15 protein-coding genes are annotated in these 17,279 nt (G+C 68.3%); 2 read left to right on the forward strand and 13 right to left on the reverse strand.

Translation table 11 applies throughout. The features are described 5' to 3' along the window. Nucleotides 1–66: 66 nt before the first annotated feature. Complete coding sequence (locus HD600_RS03820; protein ID WP_184281625.1) at nt 67–1,113, reverse strand: hypothetical protein; 1,047 nt, start codon at nt 1,111–1,113, stop codon at nt 67–69. A gap of 102 nt (nt 1,114–1,215) precedes the next feature. On the opposite strand from HD600_RS03820, the gene HD600_RS03825 reads away from it, so the two are divergent. Beyond that, nucleotides 1,216–1,989, forward strand: a complete 774-nt coding sequence (locus HD600_RS03825) for a hypothetical protein (RefSeq protein WP_184281627.1) — start codon at nt 1,216–1,218, stop codon at nt 1,987–1,989. A gap of 25 nt (nt 1,990–2,014) precedes the next feature. On the opposite strand, the gene HD600_RS03830 is transcribed toward HD600_RS03825, so the two are convergent. From HD600_RS03830 to HD600_RS03865, 8 genes are all read right to left on the reverse strand, one after another. Continuing rightward, on the reverse strand, nt 2,015–2,512 hold the full coding sequence (locus tag HD600_RS03830; RefSeq protein ID WP_184281629.1) for a MarR family winged helix-turn-helix transcriptional regulator: 498 nt from the start codon (nt 2,510–2,512) through the stop codon (nt 2,015–2,017). 58 nt (nt 2,513–2,570) lie between these two features. After that, nucleotides 2,571–3,026 (reverse strand): MarR family winged helix-turn-helix transcriptional regulator, encoded by a 456-nt coding sequence (locus HD600_RS03835; protein WP_144792837.1) that lies wholly within the window; start codon nt 3,024–3,026, stop codon nt 2,571–2,573. A gap of 1 nt (nt 3,027) precedes the next feature. Next, the gene (locus HD600_RS03840) at nt 3,028–4,737 is read right to left on the reverse strand and encodes a DHA2 family efflux MFS transporter permease subunit (protein ID WP_422120168.1); all 1,710 of its coding nucleotides are present in this window, start codon (nt 4,735–4,737) and stop codon (nt 3,028–3,030) included. 110 nt (nt 4,738–4,847) lie between these two features. Further along, a complete protein-coding gene (cydC, locus tag HD600_RS03845; RefSeq protein WP_184281631.1) occupies nt 4,848–6,518 on the reverse strand; it encodes a thiol reductant ABC exporter subunit CydC in 1,671 nt (556 codons plus the stop codon). Then, complete coding sequence (cydD, locus tag HD600_RS03850; RefSeq protein WP_184281633.1) at nt 6,515–8,155, reverse strand: thiol reductant ABC exporter subunit CydD; 1,641 nt, start codon at nt 8,153–8,155, stop codon at nt 6,515–6,517. Before cydD ends, cydC begins: the two co-directional genes overlap by 4 nt. Then, complete coding sequence (gene cydB / locus HD600_RS03855) at nt 8,152–9,162, reverse strand: cytochrome d ubiquinol oxidase subunit II (protein WP_184281635.1); 1,011 nt, start codon at nt 9,160–9,162, stop codon at nt 8,152–8,154. Before cydB ends, cydD begins: the two co-directional genes overlap by 4 nt. 11 nt (nt 9,163–9,173) lie before the next feature. Next, nucleotides 9,174–10,589 carry a cytochrome ubiquinol oxidase subunit I gene (locus HD600_RS03860; RefSeq protein ID WP_184281637.1) on the reverse strand — a complete coding sequence of 472 codons (1,416 nt, stop codon included), beginning with the start codon at nt 10,587–10,589 and terminating at the stop codon, nt 9,174–9,176. A 50-nt stretch (nt 10,590–10,639) separates the two neighbouring features. Next, the gene (locus tag HD600_RS03865; protein WP_184281639.1) at nt 10,640–11,260 is read right to left on the reverse strand and encodes an ArsR family transcriptional regulator; all 621 of its coding nucleotides are present in this window, start codon (nt 11,258–11,260) and stop codon (nt 10,640–10,642) included. A 156-nt stretch (nt 11,261–11,416) separates the two neighbouring features. On the opposite strand from HD600_RS03865, the gene radA reads away from it, so the two are divergent. After that, nucleotides 11,417–12,784 (forward strand): DNA repair protein RadA, encoded by a 1,368-nt coding sequence (gene radA / locus HD600_RS03870; protein ID WP_144792854.1) that lies wholly within the window; start codon nt 11,417–11,419, stop codon nt 12,782–12,784. 27 nt (nt 12,785–12,811) lie between these two features. On the opposite strand, the gene HD600_RS03875 is transcribed toward radA, so the two are convergent. From HD600_RS03875 to HD600_RS03890, 4 genes are all read right to left on the reverse strand, one after another. Further along, nucleotides 12,812–13,225: a dehydrogenase gene (locus HD600_RS03875; protein WP_144792857.1), complete on the reverse strand. Its 414-nt coding sequence runs from the start codon at nt 13,223–13,225 to the stop codon at nt 12,812–12,814. 187 nt (nt 13,226–13,412) lie between these two features. Next, nucleotides 13,413–14,057: a hypothetical protein gene (locus tag HD600_RS03880; protein WP_144792860.1), complete on the reverse strand. Its 645-nt coding sequence runs from the start codon at nt 14,055–14,057 to the stop codon at nt 13,413–13,415. Next, nucleotides 14,057–14,605: an amino-acid N-acetyltransferase gene (locus tag HD600_RS03885; protein ID WP_144794961.1), complete on the reverse strand. Its 549-nt coding sequence runs from the start codon at nt 14,603–14,605 to the stop codon at nt 14,057–14,059. The genes HD600_RS03880 and HD600_RS03885 overlap by 1 nt, the downstream gene beginning before the upstream one ends. Before the next feature lie 68 nt (nt 14,606–14,673). Then, complete coding sequence (locus HD600_RS03890; protein WP_144792862.1) at nt 14,674–17,205, reverse strand: ATP-dependent Clp protease ATP-binding subunit; 2,532 nt, start codon at nt 17,203–17,205, stop codon at nt 14,674–14,676. Between the last annotated feature and the right edge of the window lie 74 nt (nt 17,206–17,279).

The following is a 17,279-nucleotide window of genomic DNA, read 5'->3' on the forward strand; positions in this document are numbered from 1 at the left end:
GTGGACAAGTTTACGACACCGTGACGATGCGCGCGAATCGGCGCCCGCCGCCCCGGATGGGAGCGATCACCAGGCCGCCGCGACCTCGGCGTGGGTGCGGAGGATCCCCTCCGTCGACCCCGCCGGCGCGCGACCGATCCCGCACTCCGTCGCCACTCCGAACGCAGGCACGACCGTCGCCGCCGCAGCGATGCGACGTCGCGCACCCTCGACGCCGTCCTCTCGATGCACGAGGCCGAGATACAGCTCGCTCACCGGCGTGAGCCCGGCCAGCGGAGCAAAATACGCCTCGTCGTCGCGGTCGAGCGGCACAGGCAGGTGCAGCCAGTCGAGGTCGCGCGCGGATGCCGCGATGACGGCGTTCGCGAATCGTACGAGTGTTCCGGCATCCGTCGGTTCGATGAAGTGCCGCTCCCCCGCGTCGCCGTAACAGAGATGCACACCCACCTCGACGCCGGTGGGAACCGCGTCGACCAACGCGGCGAGGCGGGACACGAGCCCGTCGAACGGGTCGCCCGCCCACCAGGCATCCATGAGTTTCCCGTATCCCGACGCCCGCTCGATGATGCCCAGTTCGCTGGCCACGTCCCACTGGATCGCGAGCTCGTCTGGCGGGATCACGGCGACGATGGCGTCGAGCTCGGCGAGCAGGGCGCGCGCATACACCGGCTCGATCGCGGCGCGGTCCTCGCCCGAGAAGAAGGACGAGACCACGGCCACGGGGGTGGGCAACGACACCTGGAACCGCACGCCGCCCGGGATCACTCCGGCATCCCGGAGACGCGTGAACACACGGTACGAGTCGGCTGCGGCATCCGCGTACCCGAGGGGCGGAAGCGTGATCGTCGCGGCATCCACTCGTTCGGCGATCCGCAACGGCCGCGCGTCCAGCCCTGCGCCGAACGGGATCGGCTCGTCCCCGACCCGCTCGATTCCCTCCGCCTGGCCGAGCACATCCGGCTGGAACATGATCCAGTGGAACCTCCTGCCCACCTCGCCGTCCGGGATGCGACGGAGGCGCCCGCCGAGCACGGATGCCGCGGTGCGGAAAGTCGTCTCGGCGTCGTCGTAGTTCACGCTGCCCACGAGGAGGGCGCCCTGCGGTTCTGACATGCCCTCAGAGTAGGCTCCGGCGACCCATCTGAATATCCCCGGCGTCACGTCGCGTCATCCGCGCACCCTCGTGGTTAGGATTGCCTAAACGGAGGTTGTTCCATGAGCTTCATCACGTCGGCGGCGCTGGCGGAGACGGGTTACGTCGTCCTTCCCCCGCACGGAGACCCGATCGACCCCGCAGAGTGGCACGACCTCAAGTACGTCGGCTGGCGTTCCTCGGGAGTGACGCGCTTCGCCCCGCTGGCAAGCTACGCCGGCGACATCGAGTGCAACGGTTTCTGGAACCACACCCCGCCCCGCACCGACAAGGACGGCGTCTGGATCGAATCCCAGACCGCTAAGGCGCCGACCCTCACGCGTCTTGCACAGGAACCCGGTGCGAACGTCGGCCGCTGCCGGGTCATCGAACTGCAGCCGAACACCTACGCCGACGCGGTCTACAACCTGCACCAGGACGACAACAACCGTCTCAACGACGACGGCACCGGATGGGTCGTGCGGGCGTGGGTGAACCTCACCGACGACCCGGATTCGCTCCTCATCCTGCGCGAGGACAGGTTCGACCCCGCCACCGAGATCCGCTTCCCGCTCGCCGCCGGGACGCGCATGATCGTCGACACGCAGAGGTTCTGGCACGCGGTCTGGCACAACGGTGAGGCGCCGCGCTACTCGCTGATCACGTCATTGACGTCGGGCCCGGAACTCGACGCCTACATCACCGCGCAGGGCGGAGATCCGCACGCCGCGAGCATCGAGCTCGATCAGCAACTGGTCGAGGAGGCGCAGACCGAGATGCATCGACGCATCGAGGAACGACGTCGCCTGTTCGAGGCGCAGGGCATCGTGATGGAGCCACCGGTCGACCTCTACTGACTCCGCGGAACAGTGGACCTGCCGATCAGCGACTGAGCGACCCGAGAAGCTCCACGAAGTGGTCGAGGTCGGCAGGCGACCAATCGCGCAGGCGCTCTCCGATCCGCCCCTCGTACTGGGCGCGGGCGATCGCGATGCGCTCCTGCGCGAGTTCGGTCGCGACGAGCACGCGCGCCCGGCGATCCTCCGGATCGGGCAGGCTCTCCACCAGCCCGAGCTCCTCGAGCTGCCGCACCTGGCGGCTCACGCCCGACTTGTCTGTCTGCAGGCGATCGATGATCGCTCCGGCAGACGTGGCCTTTCCGCTCGCGATCGATGTCAGCACCTGGTAGCCGAGCGGCTGCAGGTCCGGATGAACCGTGGCCGCCGCCTCACGCCATCCGACGCGGATCCGCGCGAACAGACGACCGAGCTCGTGCTCGACCCGCGCCACGGCCTGATCGAGTTCGGACGCCCCCTCCTCCGGATCGCCGGAGCCGCTCACCACGGACTCGGCTGCGGGATCGACGGAGGGCACGCTCATGCTCGTCAGTTTACGGCGTGCGCCCTGCGGGAGACTTCCCCGGGCGCACGCCGCATCGTCACATCTCGGCGAGGAGGCGGAACGCCCGCGAGGCCGCCTGCACCTCGTCGACACTCAGTTCGGCGAGGATGCCGCGCAGCCGCGCGACGTTGTCGCACTTGAGCTCATCGAGCGCCGTGCGCGCGGCCGGCGTCACCGTCAGCACTCGCTGGCGGCCATCCTGGTCGTCGGGGCGGGACTCGACGAGACCGAGATCCTCCAGCATCCGCACCTGGCGACTGACGACGGACTTGTCCGTCTCGAAACGCTCCGCCAGATGGTGCGCGTTCGCGGTACCGGCGTGGGCGATGAACGTCAGCAGCTTGTATCCGGAGGGCTGCAGGTCGGAATGGATGCGCGCAGCGGAGTCCTTCCAGAGCGAACGGGCCCTGACGAACATCAGGTTCAGCTGCTCCTGGAACTCAGCGAACGCCTCCTCGATCTCTCCAGCGGGCTCCGCCTCCACGATGGCCATGTCAGTTCTCGCGCTCCGACTCATCGCGCTCGAGAACCTTGACGGATCCCGTGGACGGCGATGCGGCCTCCCCGTCGACGACGCGGATGGTGCCCGTCGAACCGCCGACCTCGGCCTCGGCGAGGTCGATCGCGGATTCCTCGGCCTGCTCCTGGAGCTGCTCGGCAGCGGTCTTCGTCGAGAGGGGCTTGTTCTTGATGAACGCGATCGCGAGGAGACCGAGCACGGCGAGCGGGACCGCGATGATGAACGAGTCCGCGATGCCGATGCCGTAACCCGCCTCGACGATCTTCCGGATCGTCTCCGGCAGTTCGGCGACCTTCGGGACGTTGCCGGAGGCCAGACTCTCCAGAGCGGTGATCTCCTCCGGCGTCGTCGGGGTGAAGCCCGTGAGCCGGTCGCTGATGTAGCCCGAGACGTTCGAGGACAGCAGCACACCCATGACCGTGACGCCGATGGTTCCCGCGATGGTGCGGAAGAAGTTGACGTTCGAGGATGCGGCACCCAGCTGCGTGGGCGGGGTGTCGTTCTGGACGATGAGCGTGAGGTTCTGCATCACCATTCCGAGACCGGCGCCGAGCACGATCATGTACACGGCGACGAGCGGGAAGGGCGTGTCGTATCGGAGGGTCGCCATGAGGGAGACGCCCACCGTGACGAGCACGGCTCCGGTGATCATCCAGCCCTTCCACTTGCCGAAACGGCTCACCAGCTGACCGATGATGATCGACGCACCCATCTGACCGACGATCATCGGGATGGTCATGAGCCCGGACTCGGTCGGCGTCGCGCCTCGGGCGAGCTGGAAGTACTGCGCGAGGAACACCGAGGTGGCGAACATCGACACACCGATCGCGATCGATGCGATGACCGACAGCGTGAAGGTGCGATTGCGGAAGAGCGACATCGGTACGATGGGCTCCTTCACGAAGAACTCCACCGCGACGAACCCGAGGATCGCGACGACGGCGATGGCACCGAGGATCCAGCTCGTCGCCGAGTCCCACTCGAACTGGCTGCCACCCATGGACACCCAGATGAGCAGCGTCGAGACGCCGACGGCCAGCAGCACGATCCCGAAGTAGTCGATCGACACCTTCGCGCGAGCGGGCTTGGGCAGGTGCAGCGTGACCTGCAGGAGGACGAGGGCGACGAGCGCGAACGGCACACCGATGAAGAAGTTGGAGCGCCAGCCCCACACGTCGGTGAGCAGACCACCGAGCAGCGGACCGCCGATGGTTCCGAGCGCCATGATGCCTCCGACGACACCCATGTACTTCCCGCGCTCACGCGGCGAGATGATGAGTGCGACAGCGATCATGACGAGCGACATGAGTCCGCCGACCCCGATTCCCTGGACGACGCGGACTGCGATGAGCATGTTCGTGTCGGTCGAGAATCCGGCGATCACGGTTCCCACCGTGAACAGGATGAGGGAGAGCTGCACGAGGATCTTGCGGTCGACGAGGTCGGCGAGCTTTCCCCAGATCGGGGTCGACACCGCGGTCGCCAGGAGGCTCGCCGTGATGACCCAGGTGTACTGGGACTGCGTGCCGCCGAGGTCCGCGATGATGACGGGCATCGACGTGGCCACGACGGTACCGGAGAGGACGGCGACGAACATGCCGACGACGAGGCCGGAGATCGCCGTGAAGACCTCGCGTGCCGAGCGCGTGGCGCCGGCCGCGGGTGGGGTGGTCGAATTCAAAATGGATGCTCCTGCGTCAGAAAGTTGATCTGGAGCAACGATACGCCTTTAGTTGCTTCGCGTCAACTGTCCGCTTATGGCAACTAATCTTCCTGGTCTGGGATAATCTGCCGTCAACTCGTTCGCCCGGCCACCATCCTCACGACGCGGTCGATCGTCCCGGGCGGCGGGACGACATGGGAGATGAGCACGACCGACTGCTCGCCGGCCGCTCCGAGCAGGTCGCGCAGCAGCGCGTCGGACGCCTCCGGGTCGACCCCCGCCGTCGGCTCGTCGAGCACGAGGACAGGGAAGCCGCGCAGCAGTGCCCGCGCCAGCGCGATGCGCTGCGCCTGGCCACCGGACACGAGGGCGCCTCTGTCACCCACCCGCGCGCTCAGGCCGCCGCGCTCACGCAGCCACCCGCCGAGCCCCACTCGCTCCAGCACCTCGATGAGCTCCTCATCCGTCGCCGTGTCGCGGGCGAACAGGAGGTTCTGCCTGATGTCCTCGTCGAAGAGCTGCGGATGCTGCTCGCACAGCCCGATCGTCCTCCGCAGCGCGGGCCCGCCGATCGCGTCGGCGTCCACGCCGCCGACGGTGAGCTCCCCCTCGGCGCGGAGGAATCCGACCAGTACAGCGGCCAGTGCGCTCTTGCCTGCACCGCTCGGGCCCGAGACGAGCACCCGCTCCCCCGGAGCGACATCCAGCGACACCCCACGCAGCGCGGCGGCGCCACCCGGCCACGATGCCCGGACATCCCGCAGGTGCAGTGCGGTTCCCTCAGTGGCCTCGTCCGAACCGGCATCCGATCGCAGCTGCGGCGGCATCGACGCCGGCAGCACGTCGACCACCCGCTGCGCGCTGGCACCCACGCTGCGCCACGATGCGGCGGCGATCGGGACCGCGCCGAAGACCTCGAAGACGACCATCGGCACGAGCACGACCACCGCGAGCCACGGCCCGTCGACCGTGCCGGTCGAGAGCCCGGGGGCCGCCGCCACCAGCGCCCACGCCGACGCGACTCCGGCGAGCACCGAGACCGCTCCGGCGGCGACAGCCGAGGCGAACGAGGCGCGGGTGACCGTGCGGCGGACCGCGGCATCCGCCCGTTCGATGCGCTCGCGCGCCTGCGGCTCGGCTCCGTAGGCGAGGAGGACGTCGAGACTGCCGAGGTAGTCGACGAGCGCGGCCGAGAGCTCCGCGCGCTCGCGCGAGACACGCTGCTCGGCACGCGACCCGAACAGCCACCCGAGTCCGACCGCGACGCCCGCGGCGACGACGAGGCAGATCGCGAGCGTGAGCGCCGCCGCCGGAGAGACGAACGCGACGAAGCCCACCGCCCCCACGGCGACGACGCCGGCGACGGCGAGCGGCTGCACGACACGAAGAGGAAGGTTCTGCAGGTTGTCCACATCATCGACGAGCGCGGAGAGCAGTTGCCCTCGATCCGTGCGCCCGAGGCCGGCCGGCGACAGCGGCACGAGCCTCCGCACCATCTCCGACCTCGTGGCGGCGAGCTGGCGCAGTGCCGCGTCGTGCCCACTCAGCCGTTCCAGGTAGCGGAACACCGCGCGGGAGACCGCGAAGAACCGCACACCGACGACGGCGACAGACAGCGGGACGAGCGAGTCCACGATCGACGCGCTGACGATCAGCCAGCCGCTGACGGCAAGGAGCGACACCGCGGCACCCGCCGACAGCACACCCCAGACAAGTCCGGGAAGGAACCGGCGCACGGGCGGCTGCGCGAGTCGCAGCACGTCCGCCGCGGTCCAGGCCGATCCGGTCTCCGCGCGGCTCATGCCGGCACCCCCAGCCCGACGATCCGGTCCGCGATCTCCCGCGCCGACCGACGGTGCGACACGAGCAGCACGGTGGCGCCGGCATCCGCCCTCGCCCGCAGGGTCGCCCACAGGCGGGCCTCTGTCTCGGCATCCAGCGCGCTCGACGGCTCATCGAGAACGAGCACCCGCCGGGGGTCTGCGGCGTGCCGGTACAGCGCGCGGGCGACTCCCACCCGCTGCGCCTGGCCGCCGGACAGCCCGCTGCCCTGGACTCCGAGCTCCTGCGCCGGGTCCACGTCGTCCGCGCAGGCCGCGGCGAGCGCCTCGCGGACGCGCGCCTCGTCCGGCTGCGCCCCGAGCGCCACGTTCTGCGCGATCGTGCCGCGGATGAGTCCCGGCGCCTGCCCGGCCCAGGCGAGCCAGTCGGACGCAGCGAGCGTCGCGACCTCGACGCCGGACCAGGTCGCCGAGCCGTCGTACTCGGCCGCGCCCGTGAGCGCAGCGATGATGCTCGACTTCCCCGACCCGCTCGGCCCCTCGATGAGGGTGATCGACCCGGGCGACGCCGTGAACGTGACGGCCGGGAGGTCGCGGATGCGGAGGTCCGTGACGCACAACTCCGGAGATTCTGCGGATTCCGGCCCCTCTGCCGCCGAGAATCCGGGGTTCTGCGAGGAACCTCCGGAGTTGTGCCCGGCGGCGGGGCGGGATGCCGCGGCGTCGAGCACCTGGAAGACGTCCTCAGTGGCGGCGACGCCCTCCGCGGCGGCATGGAACTGCACCCCCACCTGGCGCACGGGGAGGAACGCCTCGGGGGCGAGGAGCAGGACGAACAGGCCGATCTCCAGCGAGAGATCACCGGCGAGCAGCCGGAATCCGACGGCCACGGCGATCAGCGCGACGGCGAGGGACGACAGCAGCTCCATCGCGAAGCCGGAGAGGAACGAGAACCGCAGCACGGTCATCGTCTCTCGGCGGTACTGATCGGCGGTGGTCTCGATCTGACGCGCCGCGCGCGCATCGCGTCCGAACAGCCGAAGAGTCGCGAGCCCCTGCACGGTGTCGGCGAAACGCGCGGCCAGCCGTTGCAGCGTCTGCCACTGTCGGCGCTGCACGGTCCGCGTGGCGAGGCCGATGAGGATCATGAAGATCGGGATCAGTGGCAGGGTGATGACCGCGGTCAGCCCGCTCGGCCAGTCCTGCCACCACATCACCGCGACGATGACGGGGGTCGCGACGACGGTGAGCACCAGCTGCGGAAGATACCGGGCGAAGTAGGCGTCGAGCGCCTCGAGACCGCGCCCTGCGGTGACGGCGAGTACAGACCTGTTGCGCGCCGCCAGCCAGCCCGGGCCGAGCGCACCGATCGCCCTGATGAGCGCCGCTCGCAGTTGTGCCCCCGTCCGCGCTGCCGCGCTCATCGCCGCCGCGTCCGATGCGGCGATGAGGATGCCGCGCACGAGAGCGAGCACGAGCACCCACAGGACGGATGCCGCCACCGGGCGACCGGCGATGGCACCGGTGAGCGCGTCGGTGAGGAACCAGGCGAACGCGATGACGACCCCGGTCTGGAGCACGCCGATCGCCGCGGCGAGGACGAAGAATCCCCGTGCGGCGCCGGCGTACTTCAGCAGCCTCGGATCGACGGGTTTCACGCGTGCGCCGGAGCTCCCTCGATCGACACCCTGGTGACGCGCTTGCGGAAGACCCAGTACGTCCACCCCTGATACAGCAGCACGAGCGGAAGAGCGACCAGCGCCGTCCAGGTCATGATCTGCAGCGTGTAGTCGGTGCTCGACGCGTTCTCCACCGTCAGGCTGAACGCGGGGTCGATCGTCGACGGCAGCACGTTCGGGAACAGTGCGGCGAACAGTGCGACGACGGCGAAGAGCACCGTGGACGCCCCGAACGTGAAGGCCCAGCCCTCCCGGTCGCGCAGGTTGGACGCCAGCGACAACACGAGGGAGACCGCGGCGAGCGCGGCCAGCGCCAACACGATGAGCGAGAAGTGCGTGAGGACAGTCCATGCCAGGAACACGGCGGCCACCACCAGCGTCAGCAGTCCTGCCCGGAACGCCAGGCGCCGCGCCTCTGCCCGCAACGGCCCGTCGGTCTTGAGGGCGACGAACGTCACGCCGTGCGTGAAGAACAGCAGCAGCGTCGTCAGGCCGCCCACCAGCGCGTACGGGTTCAGAAGATCGAAGACGGTGCCGACGTGGATGTGCTGCTCGTCGAGGGCGACGCCGCGGACGATGTTCGCGAAGGCGACACCCCACAGGAACGCCGGGACGGCGGAGCCGATGATGATCATGCGATCGAAGCCGGCCTTCCACCGCTCACTGCGGCCCTGGTGGCGGTATTCGAACGACACCCCTCGTGCGATGAGCGCCAGCAGGATGAGCAGCAGCGGAAGATAGAACCCACTGAACAGCGACGCGTACCACTCGGGGAACGAGGCGAACAGGCACGCACCGGCCACGATGAGCCAGGTCTCGTTGAGGTCCCAGACCGGTCCGATGGTGTTGATGATCTGCCGACGGGAGATGTCGTCCTTACCCAGGAAGGGGAGGGACATCCCGACGCCGAAGTCGAAGCCGTCGAGCACGAAGTAGCCGACGAAGAGGAAGGCGATGATGCCGAACCACAGAGTTGCCAGATCCATGTCCATGCCTCTCAGTACACGACCGACGACAGTTGCGCCGTCTCGTCCTCGGGTTGCTCATCGGTGTCCGGCCCCTTCTGGGCGGCCGCGACGATGAGCCGGATCTCGACCACGGCGAGCGCCGCATAGATCGCGGTGAACGCGATGAGGGAGATCAGCACCTCGAGTCCCGATGTCCCTGGAGACACACCGTCGCGTGTGCTCATCAGGCCGAACACAATCCAGGGCTGCCGTCCCATCTCGGTGAACACCCAGCCGACGATGTTCGCGAACAGGGCGAGCGGGAAGGACCAGATCGCGACCTTCCACATCCACGGCGCCGGCGGGTTCTTCGCGCTGCGGCGCGTGACCCACAGGCCCACGAGCGCGATGAACGCGTGCAGCATCCCGAGCCCGATCATCCAGCGGAAGGACCAGTAGGTGATCCACAGGACGGGGGCGAAGTTGTCGATGCCGAGGTCGGCGTACTGCAGTGCGTACTCGGCGTTGAGGTCGTTGATGCCGTGCACGCACGCGTCGAGCGAGTGCGTCGACAGCAGCGAGAGCAGGTATGGGACCCGGATGGAGAACAGCTCGGATGAGCCGTCCGGGGTGCCGAGCGTGAACAGGCTGAACGACGCGTCCGCACCGCAGACGGTGTCGAAGGTCGCCTCGGCGGCGGCCATCTTCATCGGCTGGGCCGCGTACATCGCCAGGCCGAGCTGGTCACCGGTGAGGGCGACACCGGCCGTGGAGACGAGCATCGCCCAGAGTCCGAACTTCATCGACACGCGCATCGTGTCGATGTGCTGTCCGCGGTACAGGTGCCAGGCCGACACCGAGATGATCACTCCCGCGGCGAACATGAACGCACCGAAGATCGTGTGCGGGAACGCGGCGAGCGCGACGGGGTTCGTCAGCAGCGCCCAGAAGTCGACGAGCTCCGCCCTGTTCGCGACGGGGTTGTACTCGTACCCGACCGGGTTCTGCATGAAGGCGTTGGCGGCGATGATGAAGTACGCCGACAGGGTGCTGCCGATCGCGACGCACCAGATGGAGGCGAGGTGGAGCTTCTTGGGCAGCTTGTCCCACCCGAAGATCCACACCCCGATGAAGGTCGCCTCGAAGAAGAACGCCAGCAGTCCTTCGAACGCGAGCGGGGCTCCGAAGACGTCGCCGACGAAGCGCGAGTAGTCCGACCAGTTCATGCCGAACTGGAACTCCTGCACGATGCCCGTCACGACGCCCATGGCGAAGTTGATGAGGAAGATCTTCCCGAAGAACCGGGTCAGGTGCAGGTAGTGGACCTTCGCGGTCCGCACCCACGCCGTCTGGAAGATCGCCGCCGCCAGGGCCATTCCGATCGTCAGTGGCACGAAGAGGTAGTGATACACGGTCGTGAGACCGAACTGCCATCGCGCCAGGATCAGAGGATCCAGCCACTCCATCCGTTGACACCCTCTCTCGAGCGGCCGGATGCCGCTCTCTCAGGCGGCCTTCAGGCCGCGCCAGCCAGCCGCAGCTGCACGGTGCACTCCTCTGGCACGGCTGGCTCCTGCACGAAGTCGGCCGCGAGCGGACCGCCTGCCTGCGTGAGCACCCCCTGCATGAGTCCGAGGTGCACCCGGCACAGCACCGGCCGGTCCTCCGGCCGTGCCGCGGCATGCGGGCACGGCGTGAGGTCTACGGTGAGCTGGTCGTCGTCGATGACGGGCTCGAATCCACTCTCCTCAAGGTGTTCGATGAGGGCGTCGAGTTGATGAGCTGCCTCGGTGCCGAGGTCGGATGCCGTCTGCGGCAGAGCGCGCCGCATGAGGTCTCCGCGGCGGGCGGCAGCGCTGATCTTCTCCCTGGCGACGTCGCTGGATGCCTCCGGCGTCCCGGTCGCGGCGCTGTACAGGGTGCGGGGACGGCCCCGGGTCGTCCGCCGTTCGGTCGAGGCGATGATGTACCCACCCTCGATGAGACGCTGCAGGTGCTCGCGGATCGTGTTCTGGTGCAGACCGGTGGCATCGCACAGGTCGCCGATCGTCCGCGGGGATCGCGACTGGACGAGATGCAGGATCTGCACCCGCGAGTAGGTCGAGATCGGGCCGCATGCGGGCCGGGCGGAGGACATGACTCAATTATCCCGAGATCCTGATCAGCCCGAGATTCCAGGGCCGTGAATAATCATCCCCGGCGATACGGATGTCGGATCCGGTCGATAGCCGGCCGACATCGAGCTGCTGCGGCGCTGACGTCCGGTGTCGGATGCCGCGATTAGCCTTGCATCATGGCCACCCGTAAACCTGCTCCCCCGGCGTTCGTCTGCACCGAGTGCGGGTGGACGACGTCGAAGTGGGTCGGCCGCTGCGGCGAGTGCCAGCAGTGGGGCACGGTTCAGGAGCAGGCGGCGAAGACGGGCATCCTCCGACAGGTGAGCCCGATCGCACCCGGCGCCGATCGTGCGGCACGCCGGATCACCGACATCACCACGACGGAGACCCCGCGCCGCACGAGCGGTGTGGCGGAGTTCGACCGCGTCCTCGGCGGTGGGATCGTGCCGGGGGCGGCGATCCTCCTCAGCGGCGAGCCGGGCGTCGGCAAGTCCACGCTGCTGCTCGAGGTCGCCGCCCAGGCGGCGCGCGGCGGGCGACGGGTGCTGTACGCCAGCGGCGAGGAGTCGCAGGCGCAGGTCCGATTGCGCGCCGAACGCACCGGCGCTCTCCACGAAGAACTGTTCCTCGCGAGCGAGACCGACCTCGCGACGATCCTCGGGCACATCGACGAGGTCTCCCCCGAACTCGTCATCGTCGACTCCGTGCAGACTGTGGCGTCCTCACTCTCCGACGGCGCGGCGGGCCAGCCGAGCCAGGTGCGGGAAGTGGCAGCGACGCTCATCCGCGTCGCCAAGGAGCGGCACCTGCCCATCATCCTCGTCGGGCATGTGACGAAGGACGGACAGGTCGCCGGCCCCCGCATCCTCGAACACCTCGTCGACGTCGTCTGCCACTTCGAGGGCGACCGGCAGACCGCGCTGCGGTTCATCCGCGCGTTGAAGAACAGGTTCGGGCCGACCGACGAGGTCGGCTGTTTCGAGATGACAGGCGACGGCATCGCCGAGGTGCCCGATCCGTCGGGGCTCTTCCTCGGGCACGGATCGACCGAGCCCGGCACCTGCGTGGCGATCGCGATGGAGGGCCGCCGCGCCCTTCCGGTCGAAGTGCAGGCGCTGACGGTCGAGTCGACGGCGCCGAACCCGCGCCGGGTCGTGTCGGGGCTCGATTCCGCCCGCGTGGCGATGGTGCTGGCCGTGCTGGAGAAGCGCGGCGGCATCCCCACCGGCAAGCTCGACGTCTATGTCTCCACCGTCGGCGGGGTGAGGTTCACCGAGCCGGCGGCCGATCTGGCGATCGCGATCGCCGTGGCCGGCTCGATCCGTCAGGTCTCCGTCCCCCGCACGGTCGCGGCGGTCGGTGAATTGAGCCTGGCCGGCGAGGTGCGTGCGGTGACGCAGGCCGCACAGCGGCGATCGGAGGCTGCCCGCCTCGGTTACGCGCAGGTCATCGATGAGCGATCAGGCACCCTGAAGGCAGCACTCGGCGACGTGCGCGCACGCAGCACCGCGCGGCGCCGGGAGGACGACATCCCGCCGTTCTGATCCGATACGGCGCCGACCGCGTCGTACCTAGGCCTCGAGAGCGACGAGGAGATCCTCCGGCGAGGCCTGCATCGGGTGCGGACCGGCGATGTCGAGGAACACGGTCGTGATCGTCTCCCGGTGCGTGGTGAGGAAGTTCTTCAGCCACGTCGGCGAGTAGATGCCGACGCCGGGGGGCAGATTCGCCGGCTTGTTCTTCGCATCGCTGAACAGCAGCAGGGCGACGTCCCCGGTTCCCGGGTCGCGGAACGTCCACACCTCACCGCCGTCGAGCGGGTTGTCGCGATCTCCCGCACGCAGGAGCGGGACCACTGTGTTCCCGTGGCGCAGCGCCAGGGCGACGGCCGCGACGTCCTGCTTCTCAAGGGCCTGGGCGAGGGCTTCCGAACGGAACTCCTCGGCGGCGGGCGCACCCGCGGACTTCGACTTCTTCGCTGCCATGTCTTCCAGCATAAAGTGGGGCCCTCTCGAGTCGTCCATTGGGGACTGGAGTACTCGAAAGGGCCCTCGAGCTCCCGACCGGCGAACGTCGAAGCGCTGGGGACGCTGTGTACGACGCCACTGGGGATGGCTTTCGCCGGGATATACCGGGAGCCTTTCTATGGTATCCCAAAGAATCGACGGGCAGCTAGTAGAGGAGGATCTGACTGCTGTTGAGCGCATCGAAGCCGCCGATCGACACATCGACGTGGTACGAGGCCCCTCCACCGGGCGCCCGAGGGCGGTTCTCCTGATCACAGGTGGAGATGTCGGACCGGGTGCGATCCCACGTCACGGGTTCCGCGCTGGTCACGTTCTGCCCGGCTTCGAGGGTGACGACCATGCTGCTGGGGTTCTCCTGGCAGTCGGTCGAGCGCCACCAGACGTCGTCACCGCTCGTCACCACGAACACCTGCGTCGCCGACCCGACATCCAGCGTGCACGCGGTCGAGCCGGTGTTCGTCAGCGAGATCGACAGCTGCGGGAGAGCACCCTCGGGGTAGGTGTCCGCGTCGGTGATCGCCTCCACCACGATGTCGATCGGGCGGCAGGGGCCGGGGGCATCGGCGTCGTCAGCGTCGTCCTCATCATCGGCGGGCGCAGTGGTGGCGCCGGGCGACGGCGTGCCGGTCGGCGCCGGAGAGGACGTGGAGGTGGGTGACGCCGCGGGCGCAGCCGCCCATGGCTGGGCGATGAGCAGCCAGATGCCACCCGCGATCAGTCCGGCGACGAGGAGAAGACCGAGGACGAAGACGATCCGGCGGCGCCGGTAGACAGCCTTGCTCGGCGACATCACAGGTTCTTCAGCATCCTCGTGTTGCCGAGGGTGTTCGGCTTCACGTGCGCGAGGTCGAGGAACTCCGCCACGCCCTCGTCCGGGCTGCGAAGGAGTTGCGAGTACACGTCGGGGTCGACGACCTGCTCCCCGATCGGGGCGAAGCCCCGGCGCGTGAAGAAGTCGACCTCGAAGGTGAGGCAGAACAGGCGTGAGAGGCCCAGCTCGTGGGCCCGCTCCTCCAGACGACCGACGATCGCGCGACCGACGCCCTTGCGCAGCCAGTCATCGCGGACAATCAGTGTGCGGATCTCGCCGAGGTCCTCCCACATCACGTGCAGCGCACCGCAGCCGATGAGTTCGCCGTCCTGTTCGGCGACGACGAACTCCTGCACGGCGCCGTAGAGCACGACGAGGTCCTTGCCCAGCAGGATGCGGCGCTCGACCAGTGGAGCCAGCAGGCGGTGGATGCCGGCGATGTCGGCGCTGCGCGCGGGGCGGACGGTGTAGCTCACGGGTCCCAGCTTAGAACTCGGAGCCTGGGGACCCGCTCCGGCGTGCCGCATCCGCGCCCGGGCGAACATACAGAAAGGGGCGGATGCCGCAGCATCCGCCCCTTTTCCGGTCAATCAGGTCACGCGTCGCCGGACGCGGCCGTCAGGTCCGGCGTCGCGGTGATCTCGCCACCGGAGACGACACCGACGGCGACCTTCTCACCACGCGGTCCGGTCTCGAAGAGGAACTTCCCGGCCTCGGCGTCCACCTTGATGTGGTCGCCGGGGTTGAGCTCGCCGTGCAGGATCTTCTCCGACAGCTGGTCCTCGATCTCGCGCTGCATCGCACGCCGCAGCGGGCGTGCACCGAGAGCCGGGTCGAACCCGATCTCGATGAGACGCTCCTTGGCGGCCTGGGTCAGCTCGACGGTCATGTCGCGGTCGAGAAGACGCTCGCCGAGGCGCTTGACGAACAGATCGACGATCTGGACGAGCTCTTCCTTCGACAGCTGCGGGAAGACGATGACGTCATCGACACGGTTGAGGAACTCGGGCTTGAAGTGCCGCTTGAGCTCCTCGTCGACCTTGCCCTTCATCCGCTCGTAGCTGGTCTGCGCGTTGCCCTCGATCTGGAAGCCGACAGGGCCACCGGCGATCGCGGACGAGCCGAGGTTCGTCGTCATGATGATGACCGTGTTCTTGAAGTCCACGATCCGACCCTGACCGTCGGTGAGGCGACCCTCTTCGAGGATCTGCAGCAGCGAGTTGAAGATGTCGGGGTGGGCCTTCTCGATCTCGTCGAAGAGCACCACGGAGAACGGCTTGCGGCGCACCTTCTCGGTGAGCTGGCCGCCCTCTTCGAATCCGACGAACCCGGGAGGGGCACCGAACAGACGCGAGACGGTGTGCTTCTCACCGAACTCGCTCATGTCGAGCGAGATGAGCGCAGCCTCGTCGTCGAACAGGAACTCCGCGAGCGCCTTGGCCAGCTCGGTCTTTCCGACACCGGTCGGGCCGGCGAAGATGAACGAACCGGACGGACGCTTCGGGTCCTTGAGGCCGGCGCGTTGGCGACGGATCGTGCGGGAGAGCGCCGCGATGGCCTCTTCCTGCCCGACGACGCGCTGGTGCAGCGCCTTCTCCATGAAGACGAGTCGGCTGGACTCCTCTTCGGTGAGCTTGAACACCGGGATGCCGGTCGCCTGGGCGAGGACCTCGGCGATCAGTCCCTCGTCGACGACCGCCTGGGTCGCGACGTCACCGCTGCGCCACTGCTTCTCGAGACGCAGGCGCTCGGCGAGCAGACTCTTCTCCTCGTCGCGGAGAGCGGCGGCCTTCTCGAAGTCCTGCTCCTCGGACGCTGCTTCCTTCTGCTCGCGGACCTTGGCGATCTTGTCGTCGAACTCGCGCAGCTCCGGCGGGCTGGACAGGATGCTCAGGCGCAGTCGCGCACCGGCCTCGTCGATCAGGTCGATGGCCTTGTCCGGCAGGAAGCGGTCAGAGACGTAGCGGTCGGCGAGGTTCGCCGCCGCGACGATCGCGCCGTCCGTGATCTGCACCTTGTGGTGCGCCTCGTAGCGGTCGCGCAGTCCCTTGAGGATGTTGATCGCGTGCGGGAGGCTCGGCTCGTTGACCTGGACGGGCTGGAAGCGGCGCTCGAGAGCGGCATCCTTCTCGAAGTGCTTGCGGTACTCGTCGAGGGTGGTCGCGCCGATCGTCTGGAGCTCACCGCGCGCGAGGAGCGGCTTGAGGATGCTCGCCGCATCGATCGCACCCTCAGCGGCACCCGCACCGACGAGGGTGTGGATCTCGTCGATGAAGACGATGATGTCGCCGCGGGTGCGGATCTCCTTGGTGACCTTCTTCAGGCGCTCCTCGAAGTCACCGCGGTAGCGGGAACCGGCGATGAGCGAGCCGAGGTCGAGCGAGTACAGCTGCTTGTCCTTCAGCGTCTCGGGCACATCGCCCTTGACGATCGCCTGAGCGAGCCCCTCGACCACTGCGGTCTTTCCGACACCGGGCTCACCGATGAGGACGGGGTTGTTCTTGGATCGGCGCGAGAGGATCTGCATGACCCGCTCGGCCTCCTTCTCACGGCCGATGACGGGGTCGAGCTTGTTGTCGCGCGCGGCCTGGGTGAGGTTGCGTCCGAACTGGTCGAGCACGGCCGACCCACCCTGGGCTGCCTGCGGGTTGTCGTGCGCCTGGGCGCCGACGGCTGCGGGCTCGCGGCCCGGGGCACCCGAGAGCAGCTGGATGACCTGCTGGCGCACCTTGTTGAGGTCGGCGCCGAGCTTGACGAGCACCTGAGCGGCGACGCCCTCGCCCTCACGGATGAGGCCGAGCAGGATGTGCTCGGTGCCGATGTAGTTGTGGCCGAGCTGCAGCGCTTCGCGCAGGCTCAGCTCGAGGACCTTCTTGGCACGAGGGGTGAACGGGATGTGACCGGTCGGCTGCTGCTGCCCCTGACCGATGATGTCCTGCACCTGCTCGCGCACGGCGTCGAGGGAGATACCAAGACTCTCGAGAGCCTTGGCGGCGACGCCCTCACCCTCGTGGATGAGACCGAGCAGGATGTGCTCGGTGCCGATGTAGTTGTGGTTGAGCATCTTCGCCTCTTCTTGGGCGAGGACGACCACACGACGGGCTCGGTCCGTGAATCTCTCGAACATGTTGACTCCTTATCGCACGATCCCGAATACAGGGATGAAGCGCTCGTACATCGAGAGTAACGACCGAGATGCGC

It is taken from the genome of Microbacterium ginsengiterrae (assembly GCF_014205075.1).
In the GTDB taxonomy this organism is placed as follows: Bacteria; Actinomycetota; Actinomycetes; order Actinomycetales; family Microbacteriaceae; genus Microbacterium; species Microbacterium ginsengiterrae.